The organism is Parvibaculum sp. (genome assembly GCF_046297875.1).
Lineage (GTDB): Bacteria > Pseudomonadota > Alphaproteobacteria > Parvibaculales > Parvibaculaceae > Parvibaculum.
The window spans coordinates 1,586,368-1,603,391 of record NZ_JBKBHD010000001.1; the positions used below are offsets into that span (position 1 = coordinate 1,586,368).

14 protein-coding genes are annotated in these 17,024 nt (G+C 63.4%); 7 read left to right on the top strand and 7 right to left on the bottom strand.

Annotated features, from left to right (window positions below; all coding sequences use genetic code 11):
• Position 1 precedes the first annotated feature (1 nt).
• A complete protein-coding gene (locus tag ACK4FH_RS07710; RefSeq protein WP_409812398.1) occupies positions 2–1,012 on the bottom strand; it encodes an amidohydrolase family protein in 1,011 nt (336 codons plus the stop codon).
• Positions 1,013–1,085: 73 nt separating this feature from the next.
• Positions 1,086–2,942 carry a translational GTPase TypA gene (typA, locus tag ACK4FH_RS07715; protein WP_409812399.1) on the bottom strand — a complete coding sequence of 619 codons (1,857 nt, stop codon included), beginning with the start codon at positions 2,940–2,942 and terminating at the stop codon, positions 1,086–1,088.
• Positions 2,943–3,175: 233 nt separating this feature from the next.
• Between typA and ACK4FH_RS07720 the strand changes: the two genes are divergently transcribed.
• Both ACK4FH_RS07720 and ACK4FH_RS07725 read left to right on the top strand, forming a co-directional pair.
• Complete coding sequence (locus ACK4FH_RS07720; RefSeq protein WP_409812401.1) at positions 3,176–4,432, top strand: MFS transporter; 1,257 nt, start codon at positions 3,176–3,178, stop codon at positions 4,430–4,432.
• 9 nt (positions 4,433–4,441) lie between these two features.
• Positions 4,442–4,990, top strand: a complete 549-nt coding sequence (locus ACK4FH_RS07725) for a pyridoxamine 5'-phosphate oxidase family protein (RefSeq protein WP_409812402.1) — start codon at positions 4,442–4,444, stop codon at positions 4,988–4,990.
• A gap of 78 nt (positions 4,991–5,068) precedes the next feature.
• Here ACK4FH_RS07725 and ACK4FH_RS07730 read toward each other — a convergent pair whose 3' ends face one another.
• Both ACK4FH_RS07730 and ACK4FH_RS07735 read right to left on the bottom strand, forming a co-directional pair.
• Positions 5,069–6,145: a glycosyltransferase family 4 protein gene (locus ACK4FH_RS07730; RefSeq protein ID WP_409815203.1), complete on the bottom strand. Its 1,077-nt coding sequence runs from the start codon at positions 6,143–6,145 to the stop codon at positions 5,069–5,071.
• A gap of 124 nt (positions 6,146–6,269) precedes the next feature.
• The gene (locus ACK4FH_RS07735; protein ID WP_409812404.1) at positions 6,270–7,247 is read right to left on the bottom strand and encodes a UDP-2,3-diacylglucosamine diphosphatase; all 978 of its coding nucleotides are present in this window, start codon (positions 7,245–7,247) and stop codon (positions 6,270–6,272) included.
• Positions 7,248–7,473: 226 nt separating this feature from the next.
• Between ACK4FH_RS07735 and ACK4FH_RS07740 the strand changes: the two genes are divergently transcribed.
• The 5 genes from ACK4FH_RS07740 to ACK4FH_RS07760 all read left to right on the top strand — a co-directional run bounded on the left by ACK4FH_RS07740 (position 7,474) and on the right by ACK4FH_RS07760 (position 13,020).
• The gene (locus ACK4FH_RS07740; protein WP_409812406.1) at positions 7,474–8,145 is read left to right on the top strand and encodes a response regulator; all 672 of its coding nucleotides are present in this window, start codon (positions 7,474–7,476) and stop codon (positions 8,143–8,145) included.
• Positions 8,142–9,530 (top strand): ATP-binding protein, encoded by a 1,389-nt coding sequence (locus ACK4FH_RS07745; RefSeq protein ID WP_409812408.1) that lies wholly within the window; start codon positions 8,142–8,144, stop codon positions 9,528–9,530. Before ACK4FH_RS07740 ends, ACK4FH_RS07745 begins: the two co-directional genes overlap by 4 nt.
• A 73-nt stretch (positions 9,531–9,603) precedes the next feature.
• Positions 9,604–11,319 carry a phosphoethanolamine transferase gene (locus tag ACK4FH_RS07750; RefSeq protein ID WP_409812410.1) on the top strand — a complete coding sequence of 572 codons (1,716 nt, stop codon included), beginning with the start codon at positions 9,604–9,606 and terminating at the stop codon, positions 11,317–11,319.
• Positions 11,316–12,041, top strand: a complete 726-nt coding sequence (locus ACK4FH_RS07755; protein ID WP_409812412.1) for a phosphatase PAP2 family protein — start codon at positions 11,316–11,318, stop codon at positions 12,039–12,041. Before ACK4FH_RS07750 ends, ACK4FH_RS07755 begins: the two co-directional genes overlap by 4 nt.
• Positions 12,042–12,138: 97 nt before the next feature.
• The gene (locus tag ACK4FH_RS07760; protein WP_409812414.1) at positions 12,139–13,020 is read left to right on the top strand and encodes a diacylglycerol/lipid kinase family protein; all 882 of its coding nucleotides are present in this window, start codon (positions 12,139–12,141) and stop codon (positions 13,018–13,020) included.
• Here the strand turns inward: ACK4FH_RS07760 and ACK4FH_RS07765 are convergent.
• The 3 genes from ACK4FH_RS07765 to ACK4FH_RS07775 form a co-directional block, all read right to left on the bottom strand.
• Positions 13,017–14,606: an FMN-binding glutamate synthase family protein gene (locus ACK4FH_RS07765; protein WP_409812416.1), complete on the bottom strand. Its 1,590-nt coding sequence runs from the start codon at positions 14,604–14,606 to the stop codon at positions 13,017–13,019. The genes ACK4FH_RS07760 and ACK4FH_RS07765 overlap by 4 nt on opposite strands.
• A gap of 30 nt (positions 14,607–14,636) precedes the next feature.
• Positions 14,637–15,602 (bottom strand): lytic transglycosylase domain-containing protein, encoded by a 966-nt coding sequence (locus tag ACK4FH_RS07770; protein WP_409812418.1) that lies wholly within the window; start codon positions 15,600–15,602, stop codon positions 14,637–14,639.
• Positions 15,603–16,019: 417 nt separating this feature from the next.
• A complete protein-coding gene (locus ACK4FH_RS07775; protein WP_409815205.1) occupies positions 16,020–16,874 on the bottom strand; it encodes an N-formylglutamate amidohydrolase in 855 nt (284 codons plus the stop codon).
• Positions 16,875–17,024: the final 150 nt, after the last annotated feature.

The window sequence follows — 17,024 nt, forward strand, 5'->3', positions numbered from 1 at the left end:
CTCAGGCGGCGGCGATGCGATAGACCCGCGCGGCCGTATCGTGGAAGAGATGCTTCTTCTCCCCGGCGGTGAAGCCCGACGCGATCTTCTTGAAGGCGTTCCAGAGGACACCATAGGAGCAGGAAAGCTTGTCGACGGGGAAGTTGCTCTCGAACATGCAACGCTCCGGCCCGAAAACGTCGATCGAGTGCAGATACCAGTCGCGTGTCGCCGATACGAGTTCATCCGAAGTTGGCGGCAGCTCGCGCTTGTGCCAACCATAGCCGTTCACCGCCATGTTGATGCCGCCGAGCTTGGCGAGGACATTCGGGCAGCTTGCAAGGTTCGCCACATCCTTTTTCCATTGGGCAAATATCTCGCCGCGCTTTCCCTCATAAGGGCCGATGCCTATGGGGCCGCCGAAATGGTCGAAGATAATGGTGGTCTCCGGGTTGGCGCGGGCGAGCGATGTCAGTTCCGGGATCTGGCGGTGATAGAGCCAGGCATCGAATGAGAGGTTGTATTCAGCAAGCCGCTTGAAGCCTTCACGGAAATCCTTGAGCCCGAGCAGTCCTTCCGGCGGATTGGTGTGCGAGGGGCGCACCTCGGGGCTTGCGTCGAAGGCGGAGGCATGGCGGATGCCGCGAAAGCGGGCGGGAGCCGCCGCAAAATGGGCCTCGAGCACTTCATCCACGGCGCTGCCGAGGCGGAGATCGGCAAAGCCGACAATGCCGGCACAGGCGCGCATTTCGCCGAAGCCGCCGCTCGCCGATTTCGCGGCGATGCCGTTCACATATTCGGTTTCGCCGACGGGCTTCAGGTGTTCCGGCCCGTCAGCGCGATACATCGCCTTGCATTCGACGAAGACGGTGGCGCGGATATTGTGGCCCTGACCGGTGTCCTCCAGCAGCTCCTCAAGCTCGTAGCGCGAGCCCGGATGCACCCAGAGGTGATGATGCGGGTCGATGATCGGCAGTGCGGGTTCGATCGCCGCTTCCGTGACCTTCGCCAGCCATTCGGGATTGCCCGCCATCGTGTCTCTCCTCCCTGTTTCTTGTTGAGGAAAGAGTGGCACTCCGCGGCGGGGGAGGCAATGGAGGCGGGCCTCAGCCCGCCTTTGCGAATTTCTTGCGCTCGTTCGGATCGAGATAGCGCTTGCGCAGCCGGATCGACTTCGGCGTCACTTCCACCAGCTCGTCCTGCTCGATATAGGCGATGGCCTGTTCGAGCGTCAGCGGGCGCGGCGGCGTGAGGCGCACGGCCTCGTCCTTCGAGGTTGTGCGGATGTTGGTGAGCTGCTTCGCCTTCAGGGGGTTCACGATCAGATCGTCGGAACGGGCGTTCTCGCCGATGATCATGCCCTCATAGACCTTCACGCCCGGATTGATGAAGAGTACGCCGCGCTCCTCGATATACCAGAGCGCGTAAGGAACTGCGTCACCTGCGCCATTCGAGACCAGAACGCCGTTGCGGCGGCCTTCTATTTCGCCACGATAGGGCTCATAGGCATGGAAGATGCGGTTCATCACGCCGGTGCCGCGCGTATCGGTCAGGAATTCGCCGTGGTAGCCGATCAGGCCGCGCGACGGGCAATGGAAGATGATGCGTGTCTTGCCGGCGCCTGTCGGGCGCATGTCGATCATCTCGCCCTTGCGGTTCGAGATCTTCTCGATGACGACGCCGGTATATTCGTCGTCGACGTCCACCGTCGCTTCCTCGATCGGTTCGAGGCGGGTGCCGTTCTCGTCTTCGCGGTAGAGCACGCGGGGGCGCGAAATCGAAAGTTCGAAGCCCTCGCGGCGCATGTTCTCGATGAGAACGCCAAGCTGCAATTCGCCGCGGCCCGCGACTTCGAAGGCATCGCGCGACTCGCTGTCGGATACCTTGATCGCGACGTTCGATTCCGCTTCTTTCATCAGCCGTTCGCGGATGACGCGGGACTGCACCTTGGTGCCTTCGCGGCCGGCGAGGGGGCTGTCATTGATCGAAATGGTGATCGAAAGCGTCGGCGGGTCGATGGGCAGGGCGGCAATGGCTTGCGTCACCTGGGCGTCGCAGATCGTGTCGGCGACAGTGCCTTCCTGCAGGCCGGCGATGGCGACGATGTCGCCTGCCCTTGCCTCATCCACCGGAATGCGCTGGATGCCGCGGAAGGCCAGAACCTTGCTGAGGCGTCCCTTTTCGATGGTGGCGACTTCTCCACCCTTCGGCTGGCGCAGCACCTGCACGTTCATGTTCGGCTTCGCCGTGCCCTTTTCGATGCGGCCGGTGAGAATGCGACCGAGATAGGGGTCGCTCTCGATGGTCGTGACCAGCATGGCGAATGGCTCGGTTTCCGAGCCGTCGCTCAGTGCGGCGGGCGCCGGGAAATGGCTGAGGATCTTTGCGAAGAGCGGCTTCATGCCGTGGTCCTTCGCGTCTGGCGCGTTCAGGTCTTCGGTCGCCCAGCCTTCCTTCGCCGAGGCGAAGATGGTGGGGAAGTCGAGCTGTTCGTCGGTCGCGCCGAGGGCGGCGAAAAGATCGAAGGCTTCGATATGGACTTCGTCGGCGCGGGCGTCCGGCCGGTCGACCTTGTTGATGAGGACGATGGGCTTGAGGCCCAGCGCCAACGCCTTCGAGGTGACGAATTTGGTCTGGGGCAGCGGGCCCTCGGCGGCGTCCACCAAAAGCACCACGCCATCGACCATCGAGAGGATGCGCTCCACCTCGCCGCCGAAATCGGCATGGCCCGGCGTGTCGATGATGTTGATGCGGGTATGGCTGCCGTCCTGCTCCCAGTCGACGCTGGTGCATTTCGCCAGAATGGTGATGCCGCGCTCACGCTCGAGATCGTTCGAGTCCATGACGCGCTCGGCCACCTGCTGGTTGTCGCGGAAAGTGCCGGACTGGCGCAGGAGCTGGTCGACCAGCGTCGTTTTCCCATGGTCGACATGGGCGATGATCGCGATATTCCGAATAGACATATGACCGCCGGGGTAAAAGGGCCGCTCAACCGCGGACCCTCCAGGGGGCGCGGGGGCGGCCGGAAATTTGGCCGGTTTATAGCCGCTCGGGGGCCAACCCACAAGGTTTCCTTCGCACCTGCGGCAATGAGGGCGGGGCAGGGTTAATCCAAGGTGGCCGCGAGCCCGTTCGAGGTTTGCCGTGCGTAAATTGGGGCTGGCGGGGCGGGGGGAAATCGCCGTAAATCCCGGCCATGTCCAGCGTTCGGGCCTCGCGCCTCCATATCTTCCTGCTCGTCGGCATTTTATGTCTCGTCTATACGGTGAGCCAGTTCCTGCGCTCGTCCACGGGCGTCATTGCACCGAATCTCTCGGCCGATCTCGGGCTCCGGCCGGAGGGGCTTGGCATTCTGTCGGGGGCCTTCTTCCTGTCCTTCGCGCTGGCGCAGATTCCCGTCGGCATCCTGCTCGACCGCTATGGCGCCCGGATCACCATGATCGGCTCGGTGGGCATTGCCATCATCGGCTGTTTCGTCTTTGCGATGGCCGAGGGCGAGGCGGGGCTCACCTTTGCGCGCGTGCTGATGGGGCTTGGCTGTTCTGCCATGCTGATGGGTCCTCTCATGATCTATCGCTGGTGGTTCGCGCCGGAAAAGTTCGCCATGCTTTCCGGCTTGCAGATTTCCATCGGCACGATCGGCGCCTTGATGGCGACGGCGCCGCTCGCCTTTTCGACCGAGATGTTCGGCTGGCGGGCGAGCTTCGTGGGTGCGGGCGTCGTGACACTGGTCCTTGCCATTGCGATGGGTTTCATCGCGCGGGACACGCCGCCCGGCATCGTGCCGCCGGAACGGCCAAATGAAACGCTCCGCCAGAGTTTCGGCGGCATATTCGAGGTGATGCGCTGGCCGGGTGTGTGGCCGCTGTTCGTGATGATCTCCTGCGGCTATGCGAGTTTCGCGGCGGTGCAGACGCTCTGGGCCTCGCCTTATCTGGCAGATGTGCATGGGCTCGATCTTTCGGCGCGCGGCTATGTGCTGCTCGGCATCACGGGCGGGCAGGTGGTGGGCCTCCTCATCTGGGGCTATGCGGAGCGCGTGTTTGGCAGCATCAAGAAGCCGATCCTGGCGGGTGCGGCGCTTTCCGCCTCGATCCTCGCGCTGCTCGCGATTTTCGAGGCGCCGGGGCTCACGCTCGTCACTTCGCTCTTCATCATCTTCGGGCTCAATGCGGGCTATACGCCGCTGCTTCTCGCGCATGGGCGGCTCCTTTTTCCGGACAGGCTGGCGGGGCGCGGCATCACGCTGCTCAATCTCGGCAATATGGCGGGCGTTTTCGTGCTGCAGGCGCTGACCGGCGTGCTGATCGGGCAGTTGCAGCGGGCCGGTGTTTCGCCGGAGACAGGCTACCGCGCGACCTTCGGCGCGCTGGCGCTCGTGCTTGTCGCGGCGCTTGCCTTTTATTCGACTATCCCCGACACGAATTCGCGCAATGCCGCGCGGGAGGGGTGAGGACACCACATGGCCAAGCAGTTTCCCGGTCTGACGCCGGAATTGAAGGATTTCATCGGGCGGCAGCATATGTTCTTCACGGCGAGCGCTTGTGCGGAGGGCCGCATCAATCTCTCGCCCAAGGGGCTCGACGGTTTCCGCGTGACGGGCGACAACGAGGCCGTATTTCTCAATCTCACCGGCAGCGGCAACGAAACGGCGGCGCATCTGCTGGCCGACGGGCGGCTCACCATCATGTTCTGCGCCTTCGAGGGGCCGCCGATGATCCTGAGGCTCTACGGCCATGCGCGCTCGCTGCCGCGCGGCTCTGCCGACTATGGGCGCTATCTGGCGGACGCCTTTGGCGGCGAGGAACCGGCCGGTGCGCGGCAGATCGTGGTTCTCGATATCGATCTCGTGCAGACAAGCTGCGGTTTCGGCGTGCCGCTCTACGACTACAAGGCAGAGCGGCCCTCGCTTGTCCGCTGGGCGGAGCAGAAGGGCGAGGACGGCATCGCGGATTACTGGCGCGAGAAGAACCTCGTCAGCATGGACGGGCTGCCGACGGGGATGGACTAGGCGCTTCGGGCGCAATTCTGCAGATGGATCAGAAGTGGGGATCGAGCGTCACGCTTCAAGCGGGGATATCTTTTTTCTTCAGACCGCCGCTTCAGCCGTTTGCCTCTGGACAGGCGCGGCCGCCTCTTCCGGCATCTCCTCGAGCGCAAGGTTCGTGATGAACTGCTTGGCGCAGGCGTCCCAGGCGAAATTCATGGCATAGGCGCGGGCGTCTTCGCGGTTGAGCTTGAGGGCGTTCAGGCAGGCGGCTTTCAAATCGTCGTCGAGCGCGCCGGCCTTCATGCCGTCGGGCGTGAAGGCGAGGACATCGCCGGGGCCCTGCACGGGATAGCCCGCAACGGGGGTTCCTGCGGCCATCGCCTCGATCAGCACGAGGCCGAATGTGTCGGTCTTGCTCGGGAATACAAAGACATCCGCCGCCGCATAGGCCGCCGCCAGTTCCTCGCCGAAGAGGGACCCGGCGAAATGCGCATCCGGGAATTTCTTTTTCAGATAGTCGAGGCGCGGTCCATCGCCGACGATCATTTTCGAGCCGGGCAGGTCGAGTTCGAGGAAGGCGTCGATATTCTTCTCGACGGCGACGCGGCCGACATTGAGGAAGACGGGCCGGGCAAGGCCTTGCGGATGCGCTTCCATCAGCTCGGGGCGGGGACGGTAAAGCTCCGTATCGACGCCGCGCGACCAGATGACGGGTTCGCCGAAGCCGCGCTCTTTCAGTTCCGCCTGCAGCGAGGGCGTTGCTACCATCAAGGCGGTCGCCTTTGCGTGGAAGCGGCGCAGGAAGGCATAGCCCCATGAGAGGGGAATGCCGGTGCGGGCATTCAGATATTCGGCAAAGCGCGTGTGGAAGGATGTCGAGAAGGGGATGCCTTTCCTCACGCAGAAGCGGCGCGCGGCGATACCGAGCGGGCCTTCGGTCGCAATGTGGATCGCATTCGGGTTCGCGTCGCGGATCATCCGCGCGATCTTGCGGCCCGGGAAAAGCGCGAGGCGGATTTCAGGGTAGGTCGGCATCGGCACTGTCGTGAAGAGATCGGGCGTGATGAAAGTTACTTCATGGCCCATGCCCTTCAGATTTGCCGTGAGCTGCTGCAGCGTGCGGACAACGCCGTTCACCTGGGGCGGGGCTGCATCCGAGACGATGACGATGCGCAGCGGTTCGGAGAAGCGGCCGACATCCTTCGGCAGCGGGCGGCCGCGCAACCGGCCGAGAAGGCGCGCGATACGGCGCGTCTTGCGCGGGGCAAGAGGGGCGAGAGCCTGGGTTTCATGGGGCATTTCAGGCGGCCGTGGGCACGAGCGTTGCTTCATCCTCGTCCGCTGCCTCGCGCTCGATATGGGCGAGGTCGGTATCCCAGGAGAAGGTCTGCCAGGTGATGAGAGAGAGCTGACCGCCCTCGTCTTCGCAGAGCGCGGTGCAGCTTTCCACCCAGTCGCCGTCATTGCAGTAGAGCACACCGTCGAAGTCGCGGATTTCCGCGTGGTGGATATGGCCGCAGATGACGCCATCGACACCGCGCTCGCGGGCGGAACGGGCAACGGCATGTTCATAGTTCGAGATATATTCGACCGCGTTCTTCACCCGGTTCTTCAGATATGAAGAGAGCGACCAGTAAGGCAGATTGAAGAAGCGGCGGACTTCGTGCAGCCAGTTGTTGAGTGCGAGTGCAATTGTGTAGGCGCGGTCGCCGAGATGGGCGAGCCATTTCGCGTATTTCACGACGCTGTCAAACTGGTCGCCATGAAGCACGAGGAAGCGGCGGCCGTCCGCCGTTTCGTGGATCGCTTCGCCGATGACGTCGATACCGCCGAAATTGAGGCCGGTATAGTCGCGCAGCGCCTCGTCGTGATTGCCGGGGACATAGATCACGGATGAGCCCTTGCGCGACTTGCGCAGGATTTCCTGCACCACGGCATTATGAGCCGCGTTCCAGTACCAGGACCGCTTGATGCGCCAGCCATCCACAATGTCGCCGACGAGATAGATCGTCTCGGCATCGTTATGGCGGAGGAAGTCGAGCAGGAGTTCGGCCTTGCAGCCCGGCGTGCCGAGATGGATGTCGGAGAGGAAGAGCGTGCGGTGCTGCTTGCGGTGCTTGGGCCGGGGCCCCAGCAATCTTTCATCTAGCCCGCCGCGCCGCGCCTTGGCGCGGGCCGCTTCCTTGCGGGCTTTCTTGGCACTCTTTGTCGCGGGGGGCGAGGGCATTTCCGCCGCCTTTCGCGTCTTGTCGAGTAATGCCGTATCGAACAGGGTCATGTCCTCGTCGATCTGTTGCCGCGCCCATATCGAGCCGCGCGGTCGTTGCGAATCGTTTTCCTTTCATCTCTCACGCCGGGAATATGGGTGCGCTGCAAAACGCTCGCGTGACGTTTCAATGACGTTTATGTGACGGCGTGGGGTGCCGGTGCCAGGCGTTCCAAGTGCATGTAATTGAAGGCGTTTTTATTGTGATAGACTGGCGGCAACACGAACCGGGCCGGCCATGCGCATATTGATTGTCGAGGATAACCGCCGTCTTGCGGCGCTGATTGCCAAAGGATGCGGCGAAGCAGGCTTTGCTAGCGATGCCTGCCACGATCTCGACGGTGCGCGTGCGGCGCTTGCGGCGGCGCGTCATGACGCGATCATCCTCGATCTCGGGCTGCCGGACGGCGATGGCCTCCAATTGCTGGCGGCGCTGAGGGCTGAGGGAAACGAGGTTCCGGTGCTGGTGCTGACCGCGCGTGATGTACTTGAGGCGCGGGTCGAGGGACTGAACACGGGGGCGGACGACTACCTCCTCAAGCCGTTCGCCATGGAGGAACTCGTTGCGCGGCTGCGGGCGTTGCTCAGACGGCCCGGCAAGGCGCTTGGGCGGGTATTGAGCGCCGGCAATCTTTCGCTCGATACGGTTGCGCGGGAGGTTGCGATCGGGGGGACGCCGGCTGCCTTTTCGAAGCGCGAGACGGACCTTCTCGAAATCCTGCTGCGCCGGCAGGGGCGCGTCGTGGCAAAGGAAACGATCGAGCAGGGGCTTCATGCCTTCGATGACGAGATTTCCTCGAACACGGTCGAGGTGTCGGTGCATCGATTGCGCAAACGGCTGGCGGAGGCGGGCGCCGACATGGAGATCCATACGCTGAGGGGCATCGGATACTTGCTGGGGACGCCATGAAGCGGCTGGCGCAGGCACTGATGTCCGGCTCGCTCGCCGCCCGGCTTACCCGGCGGATGATCGCGATTGTCGTCCTGTCCTTCCTCGTCCTGCTTCTTATCCTCAAACTGCAGTATGAGACGGAACGGGATTCGCTGCGCGACCGTTCGCTGCTTGCGCAGGCGAGCGATATTGCCGCCCATGTCACGCTGGCGGATGGCGGCGTAAGCCTGTCGCTGCCGCAGAATCTCGACGAAGCCTATGATCGGCCGGACAGGCAGTTCATCTATGTCATCTCCGATGGAGAGGGCCGGGTTCTCGCTTCCTCGCATCGGCAGTCTGAGCTGCTGGCGCCGCTGCCCGGTGCCGGCGACGACCGATATTTCAGTCTTCCCGATCTTGCCGGGCGCGGCACCTATTACGGCGTGACCGTGGATCTCGGAAAGGGCGAGGTGCCGCCGCTCTTTGTGCAGGTCGCGCAGGGGTCGCTGCATGGGGATGTTCTTGCGGATTCCGTGGTCGAGGAATTCCTGGAACATTCATGGCCATTCCTTCTGCTTCTCGTCATCGGCATCGTTTCCGTGACGGTGTGGACGGTACGGCAGTCGCTTTTGCCCGTGACGGCGCTTTCGAAACTTGCGCAGCGTATCGGCCCTGCCAATCTCGACCGGCGCCTGCCGGATGATGGATTACCGCCCGAGATCCTTCCACTCGTTCATGCGGTCAATCGTTCGCTCGACCGCATTGAGGAAGGCTATCGCCGCGAACGCGATTTCACCGCCACTACCGCGCATGAGTTGCGCACGCCGCTCGCCGTGCTCAAGGCGAATGTCGAAACCATGTCTGACCTAGGGGAAGTGCCGCACCTTCTCGAAGAGCTGGACGGACTGGAGCGGCTTGTCACCCAGCTTCTCAGACTGTCTCAGGCCGACAATCTGGTGCTGCGCCGGGATGAGAGGGCCGATCTCGCCGCCGTCGCCCGGGGCGTTGCCGAGCAGCTCGCGCCGTTCGCGCTCAAGGAAGGAAAGAGCATCTCGCTTGCGCAGGGGCCTTCCGTCCTGGTGCATGGAAATGCGGATTTCCTTGCGCTTGCGCTTCGCAATCTGGCCGAGAACGCGCTGGCGCATACGCCACGCGGCGAAACGGTGGAGATCGTGACGGGACCGGGCGCTCGAATCTCCGTCATCGACAAGGGGCCGGGGGTCGCGCCGGAGGATGAAGCCCGGATCTTCGAGCGGTTCTTTCGTGCGCATCCCCAAGGATACAAGGGGGCGGGACTTGGCCTTTCCATTGCGCGGCGCATTGCCATGATTCACGGCGGCGGCATCGAGATCGGGCGCGGGGCAGAGAAAGGCGCCGTTTTCACGATCCGGTTGCCCGAATTGCCGCACCCCCCGCCGATGTAAGGTTGGTGTAAGGCGGTTCGTCTGGATTCCACATGGGCGGAATGTGTTGTCCGCCGTGAACCGGGAATCCCCTATGCCTCTTTCAATTCTCGTCCGGGGAATGCTGCAGCGCGCTGCCGCTGTCCGTCTGCCGCCGCTTCACCCTCTGGTTGTGGCCCTCGGTGCCGCGGCGCTTCTGGTGCTCTTCTATAACGGGCAGCTCTGGTCCGCTGTGCCGGGCTGGTGGCCCGGACGATCGGTGGCAGACATTGCCTTCATGGCGTCCATCGGTTTTGTTCTCTGCGCCGCCTTCTATCTTGTGATTCAGGCCTTCGCCTTTCCGCGCCTGCTGAAGCCGGTTCTCGCCACCCTGTTTCTGACCGCTGCCGGCGTTTCCTATTTCGCGTCAGCTTATGGCGTGATGATGGATCGCGGCATGATTGCGAATATCCTTGAGACGGACACGCATGAGGCGGGCGACCTGATGAGCCTGTCCTTCCTGCTGCATATGGCGGTTTACGGGCTTCTGCCTGCGGCGCTCGCGATGGCAATTCCGTTGCGATGCCACAGTCTCTGGCGTGAGGCCCTGCAGCGCGCGGGCGCCGTGGCCGCATCGCTGCTTGTGATCGCGGCAAGTGCCGCCTTTTTCTATCAGGACTATGCGGTGCTGGTGCGCAGTCATCGCGAAGTCCGCTTCATGATCAATCCGTCGGCGGCGATCTATGGTGCGTTCCGCTATGCGACAGCCGTTCCCAGCGCCATGGCGAGCGAATTCAAGACCATTGCCGAATATGCCGAGCGCGTGCCGGCGCTGGATGGCCGCAAGACCGTGATGGTGCTTGTCGTGGGCGAGACGGCGCGGGCCGATCACTTCTCGCTCAACGGCTACGACCGCGAGACAACGCCGCTGCTCGCTGTGCGCGACGTGGTGAGCTTTGGCGAGGTGCGCTCCTGCGCCACGTCGACGGCGGAATCCGTGCCTTGCATGTTTTCCGATCTCGGACGCAGCGGCTATTCACCGATGGAAGCGGCGTCGCGCGAAAACCTGCTCGATATTGCCGTTCGTGCCGGTGTCGATGTGTTGTGGCTCGAGAACAATTCGAGCTGCAAGGGCGTCTGTGCCCGGGTGCCGGTGAAAACGGCCTGGGAATTTTCGGACCCGGCCTATTGTTCGGGCGGGGAATGTCTCGACGATGTGCTGGCCGATCAGCTCAAATTCGCGCTGGCGCGGAACGAGAACGATCTGCTTGTCGTGTTTCACCAGATCGGCAGCCATGGGCCCGCCTATTACAAACGGTCGACACCCGACTACAACGCATTCGGCCCGATTTGCGAGACGAGCGAAATCCAATCCTGCTCGCAGGAGCAGATCGTCAACACCTATGACAATTCGATCCGTTACACCGATCATATTCTTGCAGACATCATCGACACGCTGACGCGCGCATCGGACCGTTTCGACACGGCGCTGCTTTATGTGTCGGATCATGGCGAGTCGCTCGGCGAGGGCGGTTTGTATCTGCACGGGCTACCCTACATGTTCGCACCCGACGTGCAGAAGCATGTGCCGATGGTGTTCTGGGCCTCGCCCGAATATCGCGACGCCGTTTCTCTCGACGATGGCTGCCTTGCGCGCGGCGCGGGCACGGAATACAGCCACGACAATCTGTTTCATTCGGTGCTCGGGCTTTTGGATATAAGGACCGATGCCTATCGCAGCGACCTTGACATCTTCGCACCCTGCCGCCCGGCGGCGCGGACTGCGGCCCTGACGGGTAAACCGGGGACCGGCGGGAGCATGGTGCGGTGAGCGAGATTTCCCCGGCTCTGCAGCATCGCCGTGATATGGCCCTGCCGCTGGAAATCGCCGCCGCTGCAGCTTTGATCCTGTTCTTCGCCTTCTGGCCGCCGGTCCATGCGCTCGATATCCGCCTGGAAAGCTATCTTTTCGACCAGGAAACGGGCCAGTGGCTAATGCCGCCCCAGAACAGGGATTTGCTCTACTGGCTGATCTATCGCGGACCTAAACTTGCGCTCTCCGTCGCGGGCGGTGCGGCTTTTATGTGGCTTTGCCTGCAGGCGCTGCAGCGGCGCTGGCAGCCGCGCCATACACAATATGCCCTGGGTCTTGCTGTTGTGGCGCTGGTGCCGCTGATATCGGGGCTGCTCAAGGCGGTGACGGGCGTCTCCTGCCCGGCGCAGGAAGCCCAGTTCGCCGGACCCTATCTTCATTCCGACATGGTTACGCGGCTTCTTCGCAATCTCCCCTATAATGAACATCTGCGCTGCTGGCCGGCGGGACATGCATCCGCCGGATTTGCGCTGATCGGCCTCCGGCTCATCGCGCCGCCGCTTCTGCGCTCGGCTTTCCTCTACACCATCCCAGGTGTTGCCGCGGGCTGGCTGCTGGGCGTTTATCAGATGGCGCGGGGGCAGCACTATCTCTCCCACACCTTCGTCACCATGGCGATTGCCCTCGCAATTTCCTCGCTCGCGTGCATGTGGCTTGCGCGGATCGAGGATCGCGGTTGACCGGGATGCCATTTTTCCTGCTAATCGCTTCGAGCGTTTCGGAACGCGCATGACGTTTCGATGACAAACCTGCGACGAGCAACCGGAAGACCCCGCATTGGCGCTTCGCCGTTTCATCCACATCATTCTCAATCCCACGGCAGGCAGGCGGAAACGCGGGCTGCTGGACGATGTCGTCGGGCGGCTGCGCGCGGCAGGCGCCGATGTGACCATAGAACTCACCGAGGCGCCCGGCCATGCGACGGAGCTGGCGCGCGCGGCGGCAAGGGCGGGACATGCGGATGTGATCGTCGCGGCGGGCGGCGATGGCACGATCAACGAGGTGGCGCGCGGGCTGCTTGGACAGGGCGTGCCGCTTGGCATCGTGCCGCTCGGTACGGCGAATGTGCTGGCCATCGAGATCGGACTTCCGTTGAGGGCCGAAAACATCGCCTCGATGCTGCTCGGCGGGCCGGCGGAGCTCATTGGCACCGGGCTCGTGCAGGGCGAGATTTTCCTGTTGATGGCGGGCATCGGCTTCGATGGAGAGATCGTGCATGGCATCGACCCGAAGCTGAAGCGGCTCTGGGGCAAGGGCGCCTTCATCTGGTCCGGCCTCAAGACATGGGTGCGCGGGCCGGGGCATGACATCCGCCTCGTAGCAGACGGGCGCGAGAGGCAGGCGGCATGGGTGGTCGTCACCAATGCGCGGCACTATGCGGGGCCCTTTGTGCTGGCACCCAGGGCGATGATTACCGAGCCGGGGCTCACGCTCTTTCTCTTCAAGAGCAAGTCGCGCTTCGCATTCGCTGTCTATCTCGCGGCACTGGGGCTCGGTCTTGTCGAGCGGCTGCGCATGGTGGAAGTCCTGCCTGCGCGCGTGATCGAGTTCAAGGGACCGGAAGGGCTTGCCGTCGAAATTGACGGCGATGACCGGGGCTTCCTGCCGCAGCGGATTGAGCAGGGCACGCAGTTTCTCAGGATGGTGGTGCCGGGCTAGGCCGCGTCGGCGCCGAAGCGGGGGCGGCCGAGGCCCTGATGCGAGGGAAGGGCAGCGGGTGCCGTCCAGCGGCCATAATAATCAGCCAGAGACATGGAGACGCCGTCAGAGCCCATGATGCGGGCGTGCCTGCGCGTCAGGCGGCGCGGCTCGGTCACGCCGCATGAATGGGCGATGACGCAGACTTCTTCCGTCACGCGCTCGGCATAGCGGCGGACGCGCTCTGCCTTGTCGGTCACGTCAAGACCGCGCTGCAGACGCTTGTCATGCGTGGTGATGCCGGTGGGGCAGGTGTTCTTGTTGCATTGAAGCGCCTGGATGCAGCCGAGCGAGAACATATAGCCGCGCGCAGACGACACGAAATCCGCGCCGACGCAGAGCGCCCAGGCGACTTCGGCTGGCGTGATGAGCTTGCCGCTCGCATTGACGCGGATGCGCGACTTCAGCTTGTGGCGCTCCAGCGCGTCGCAAAGCATGGGCAGGCTTTCCCATATCGGCAGGCCGACATAATCGATCAATGGCATGGGGGCGGCGCCCGTTCCGCCATCGGCACTGTCGAGCGTGATGAAATCCGGCGCGTGCTGGAGGCCGCGTGCGTTGATCTCGTCGCAGAGATCGTCGAGGAAATCATAGGAGCCCAGCACGAGCTTGAAGCCCACGGGCTTGCCTGTCACCTCGCGCACATGGGCGACCATGTCGAGGAGATCGCCCACGCTTTCGATTTCGGGATGGCGGTTCGGGCTGATCGAATCCGTGCCTTCGGCGATGCCGCGGATGCGGGCGATTTCCGACGTCACTTTCGCGCCGGGCAGGATGCCGCCCTTGCCGGGCTTTGCGCCCTGGCTCATCTTGATCTCGAACATGCGGATCTGCTCGATGGCGGCGAGCGCCTTCAGCCTGTCGTCGCAGAGCGTTCCATCTTCCTTGCGGCAGCCATATTTCGCCGTGCCGATCTGGAAGACGATGTCGGCGCCGCCTTCGAGATGGAAAGGCGAGAGGCCGCCTTCGCCCGTGTTGAGCCAGATGCCCGCCATGCGTGCGCCTTTCGACAGCGCGAGGACGGCGGGTTTCGAAATCGCGCCGTAGGACATGCCGGAAATATTGTAGATCGAAGCGGTGCGATATGGTGTTCGCGCATAGGGCCCAATCTCGACAATGGCCGTGTCGGTGGCGTTCGCGTCGAGCATCGGAAAGGGGCAGTTCGCGAAGGAAACGGTGCCGGCGGGGCGGAGATCCCGCGTCGAGCCGAAGGCGACGGTCGTGTCGACGCCTTTTGCGGCGCGGTAGACCCAGGCGCGCTGGGCGCGATTGAAGGGCAGTTCCTCGCGGTCCATCGCGAAGAAATATTGCCGGAAATATTCGCCGAGCGTTTCGAAGAGATAGCGGAAGCGGCCGATCACCGGATAGTTGCGGCGCACGGCATGTTTGGTCTGGGTGACGTCGATCACATAGATGACGGCGAGCGAGGCAACGAGGCAGCCGATGCCGACAATGAAGAGCGCCGACATGATGTCGACGAGCTGCCAGATGACCGAGCCATTGAGCGCTTCGGCAAGCCGTCTGGTCGCATCCGAGATGGAACTCATTATGCTTGCCCCTTCATCCCCAAGGCGCGGTCAGGCGCCTGGAATCGTTGCTTCCGCAATCTGTGTCGGCCCGCTCAAGGCGGGCAGCGGATCGAGAACGCGCGGCTCTTCGCGCGTCGCCGTTTCGGTCGTGCCGGCCACCTCATCCCCTGCAATCGACAGGCGAAGGCCGACGGCGGCGCTTGCGCGCACAGACTGAACGGGCACGGCGTCGAGCACCTTCGGTGCCGGACGATAGTCGGCAGCCGCGACGGTGGTGTGAATGGTGGCGGCTTCGCCGCGCAGGATCGCCGGCTTCAGAAGGCCGCTCACATCGACGCGCTCGGCGGCGCTTGCCGGTACGGGCGTATAGGCGATGCTGGCGACGCGGCTGCGTTCGTTTTCCCAGATGCGGATGACGCGGGCGAAATAGCGGCCGCCCCGCCATGCGGTCTGCGAGTGGTAATTGGCGACAGCCTGTTGCCATGAGCCGGTGCGCTCGCGCAGTTCCATCAGGAATTCGGCGCCATAGGCGACATTCATCATGGGGTCGAAAGCATCGTCGAGGCTTGCGAAAGCGTGCGGGTGGTAGCGCAGGTTCACCTGCATGCAGCCGACATCGATGGAGCGCATGCCGCCATCGAGAAGCTGCTGCGTCTTGGCGATCGCTTCCGCCTTGCTGCTGAAGTAATAGGGCTTGCCCTCGGCATTGATCGTCCAAGGCCAGGGGCGGGATTTCTGTTTCTTCGGGAGGTAGCGGCCCGACTCCGCCATCGCGACGGCGGCAAGCAGCGCGCGCGGCAGGGCGTTGGCCCGTTCGTGATGGATGGCGGCGGCCTCGCACAATGTTGAAGGGTCGGAGGCGGCGGACAGGTCCATGGTCTCAAGGGCGGCGGCGCGGTCCGGCGCGGAGAGTGCAACGATCAGCATCAGCAGGACGGCGGACAGAACGAGGTGGCCAGGGCGCGCCTGACGTTTGTCCGCCTCCGCGAAGTGCCGGAAACCCGATTTCATCATCCCGTCCCGTCCATGCCCCGTGCGGGGCGCCCCTTTTCCGGGATTCATGATGCAGACCAGGCATTAAGGAAGGCTTGAAGCGGCTATGAGGGTGGTGGCAGGCGCCGCCGCCCGGTCTGGCCGCGAGGCTTGCTGCGCTGCACATTCCAGCAGTTCACGGCGTGGGACTGATCAAAAAAGCTGCGTGTTGCCAATAGTTTGGGCGGGGTGTGGCAGTTTGTTGCACTGCATAAAAAATTCTTCGGGCGGGGTTGATTTATGTGCAGTGCAATGTCATCTTTTGCATCGCGGCATGGGTTGAGACTTTCTCCCCTTGCCGTAGCCCTTCCTGGGCGTTTCCTCCCTAAACTTGGGCCCTGGTTCGCCAGGGCCCCTTTTTTTGTGCCGGGTGTGAAGCTCGCGGGAATGACCGGCCTTTCAGAAGGCGGCACCGCGCAAGCCGGTGGCGAGGGCGGACCAGTCGCGATCCGCCAGCTCGGCAGCAAAGGCGCGCATGTCCTCACGTACCTGCGAAAAGCCTTCATTCCGCTCAAGCCGGGCCTCATCCATGTAGAGGGCGCGGTTGATCTCGATCTGCAGGGCGTGGAGGCCGCTTGCGGGCTTGCCGTAATGTTCGGTGTTGAAGCCGCCGGCATAGGGATTGTTGCGGACGACGGTGTAGCCGAGGCGGGTGAGGATGCGTTCGGCCTCGAGCGTCAGGGCGGCGGCGCAGGACGTGCCATAGCGGTCTCCCAGCACGATGTCCGGCCGGTCCGCGCCATTGTCGTCGTCGGCGGGTCCCCCCACGGAGGGCATGGAGTGACAATCGATCAGTACCGCGCAGCCAAAACCCGCCAACGTCTCTTCCAGCAGGGCGCGCAATGTTTCGTGGAACGGCATGTAGAGGTGACGGATGCGTTCCTCGGCCTCGGCATAGGCGAGCGGCCCGCGGTAGATCTCGGCCGAATCGGCAACGACGCGGGCAATGGTGCCAAGCCCGCCCGCGACACGCAGCGAGCGCGTGTTCACATGCGGCGGCAGCGGCTCGGCGAACATGGTCGGGTCGAGTTCATAGGGCTCCCGGTTCGCATCCAGAAAGGCGCGCGGAAAGCGGGCATGGAGGAGGGGGGCGCCGAGTTCCACGACGCTGCCGAACAGATCCTCAACGAAACAGTCTTCCGAGCGGCGCAGCGTAACCGGGTCGAGATTGGAAGCGCTGACAAAGCCGTCCGGGTAACAGCGGCCGCTATGGGGGGAGCTGAAAACAAAAGGAATCCGCTGCTTTCCCGGCATCTCGACGCTGAGGGGGCGCTCGAAAAGGTCGATCAGGTCCGCGCCGAAAGCGGCGCTGCCGCTTCTCTTCTTACGGACCTGTCTTTCGGGGGCTAAATCCATTGTGGAGGGTCGCCGGGCTCGAATTCCAAGATTTGGAGAGCATAACAC

Bases quoted from the DNA above. Each gene is read 5' to 3' on its own strand.
- typA (WP_409812399.1), bottom strand. From the start codon at position 2,942: ATGTCTATTCGGAATATCGCGATCATCGCCCATGTCGACCATGGGAAA.
- ACK4FH_RS07765 (WP_409812416.1), bottom strand. From the start codon at position 14,606: ATGAGTTCCATCTCGGATGCGACCAGACGGCTTGCCGAAGCGCTCAAT.
- ACK4FH_RS07740 (WP_409812406.1), top strand. From the start codon at position 7,474: ATGCGCATATTGATTGTCGAGGATAACCGCCGTCTTGCGGCGCTGATT.
- ACK4FH_RS07775 (WP_409815205.1), bottom strand. From the start codon at position 16,874: ATGCCGGGAAAGCAGCGGATTCCTTTTGTTTTCAGCTCCCCCCATAGC.
- ACK4FH_RS07725 (WP_409812402.1), top strand. From the start codon at position 4,442: ATGGCCAAGCAGTTTCCCGGTCTGACGCCGGAATTGAAGGATTTCATC.
- ACK4FH_RS07710 (WP_409812398.1), bottom strand. From the start codon at position 1,012: ATGGCGGGCAATCCCGAATGGCTGGCGAAGGTCACGGAAGCGGCGATC.
- ACK4FH_RS07735 (WP_409812404.1), bottom strand. From the start codon at position 7,247: ATGACCCTGTTCGATACGGCATTACTCGACAAGACGCGAAAGGCGGCG.
- ACK4FH_RS07770 (WP_409812418.1), bottom strand. From the start codon at position 15,602: ATGATGAAATCGGGTTTCCGGCACTTCGCGGAGGCGGACAAACGTCAG.
- ACK4FH_RS07750 (WP_409812410.1), top strand. From the start codon at position 9,604: ATGCCTCTTTCAATTCTCGTCCGGGGAATGCTGCAGCGCGCTGCCGCT.
- ACK4FH_RS07745 (WP_409812408.1), top strand. From the start codon at position 8,142: ATGAAGCGGCTGGCGCAGGCACTGATGTCCGGCTCGCTCGCCGCCCGG.
- ACK4FH_RS07720 (WP_409812401.1), top strand. From the start codon at position 3,176: ATGTCCAGCGTTCGGGCCTCGCGCCTCCATATCTTCCTGCTCGTCGGC.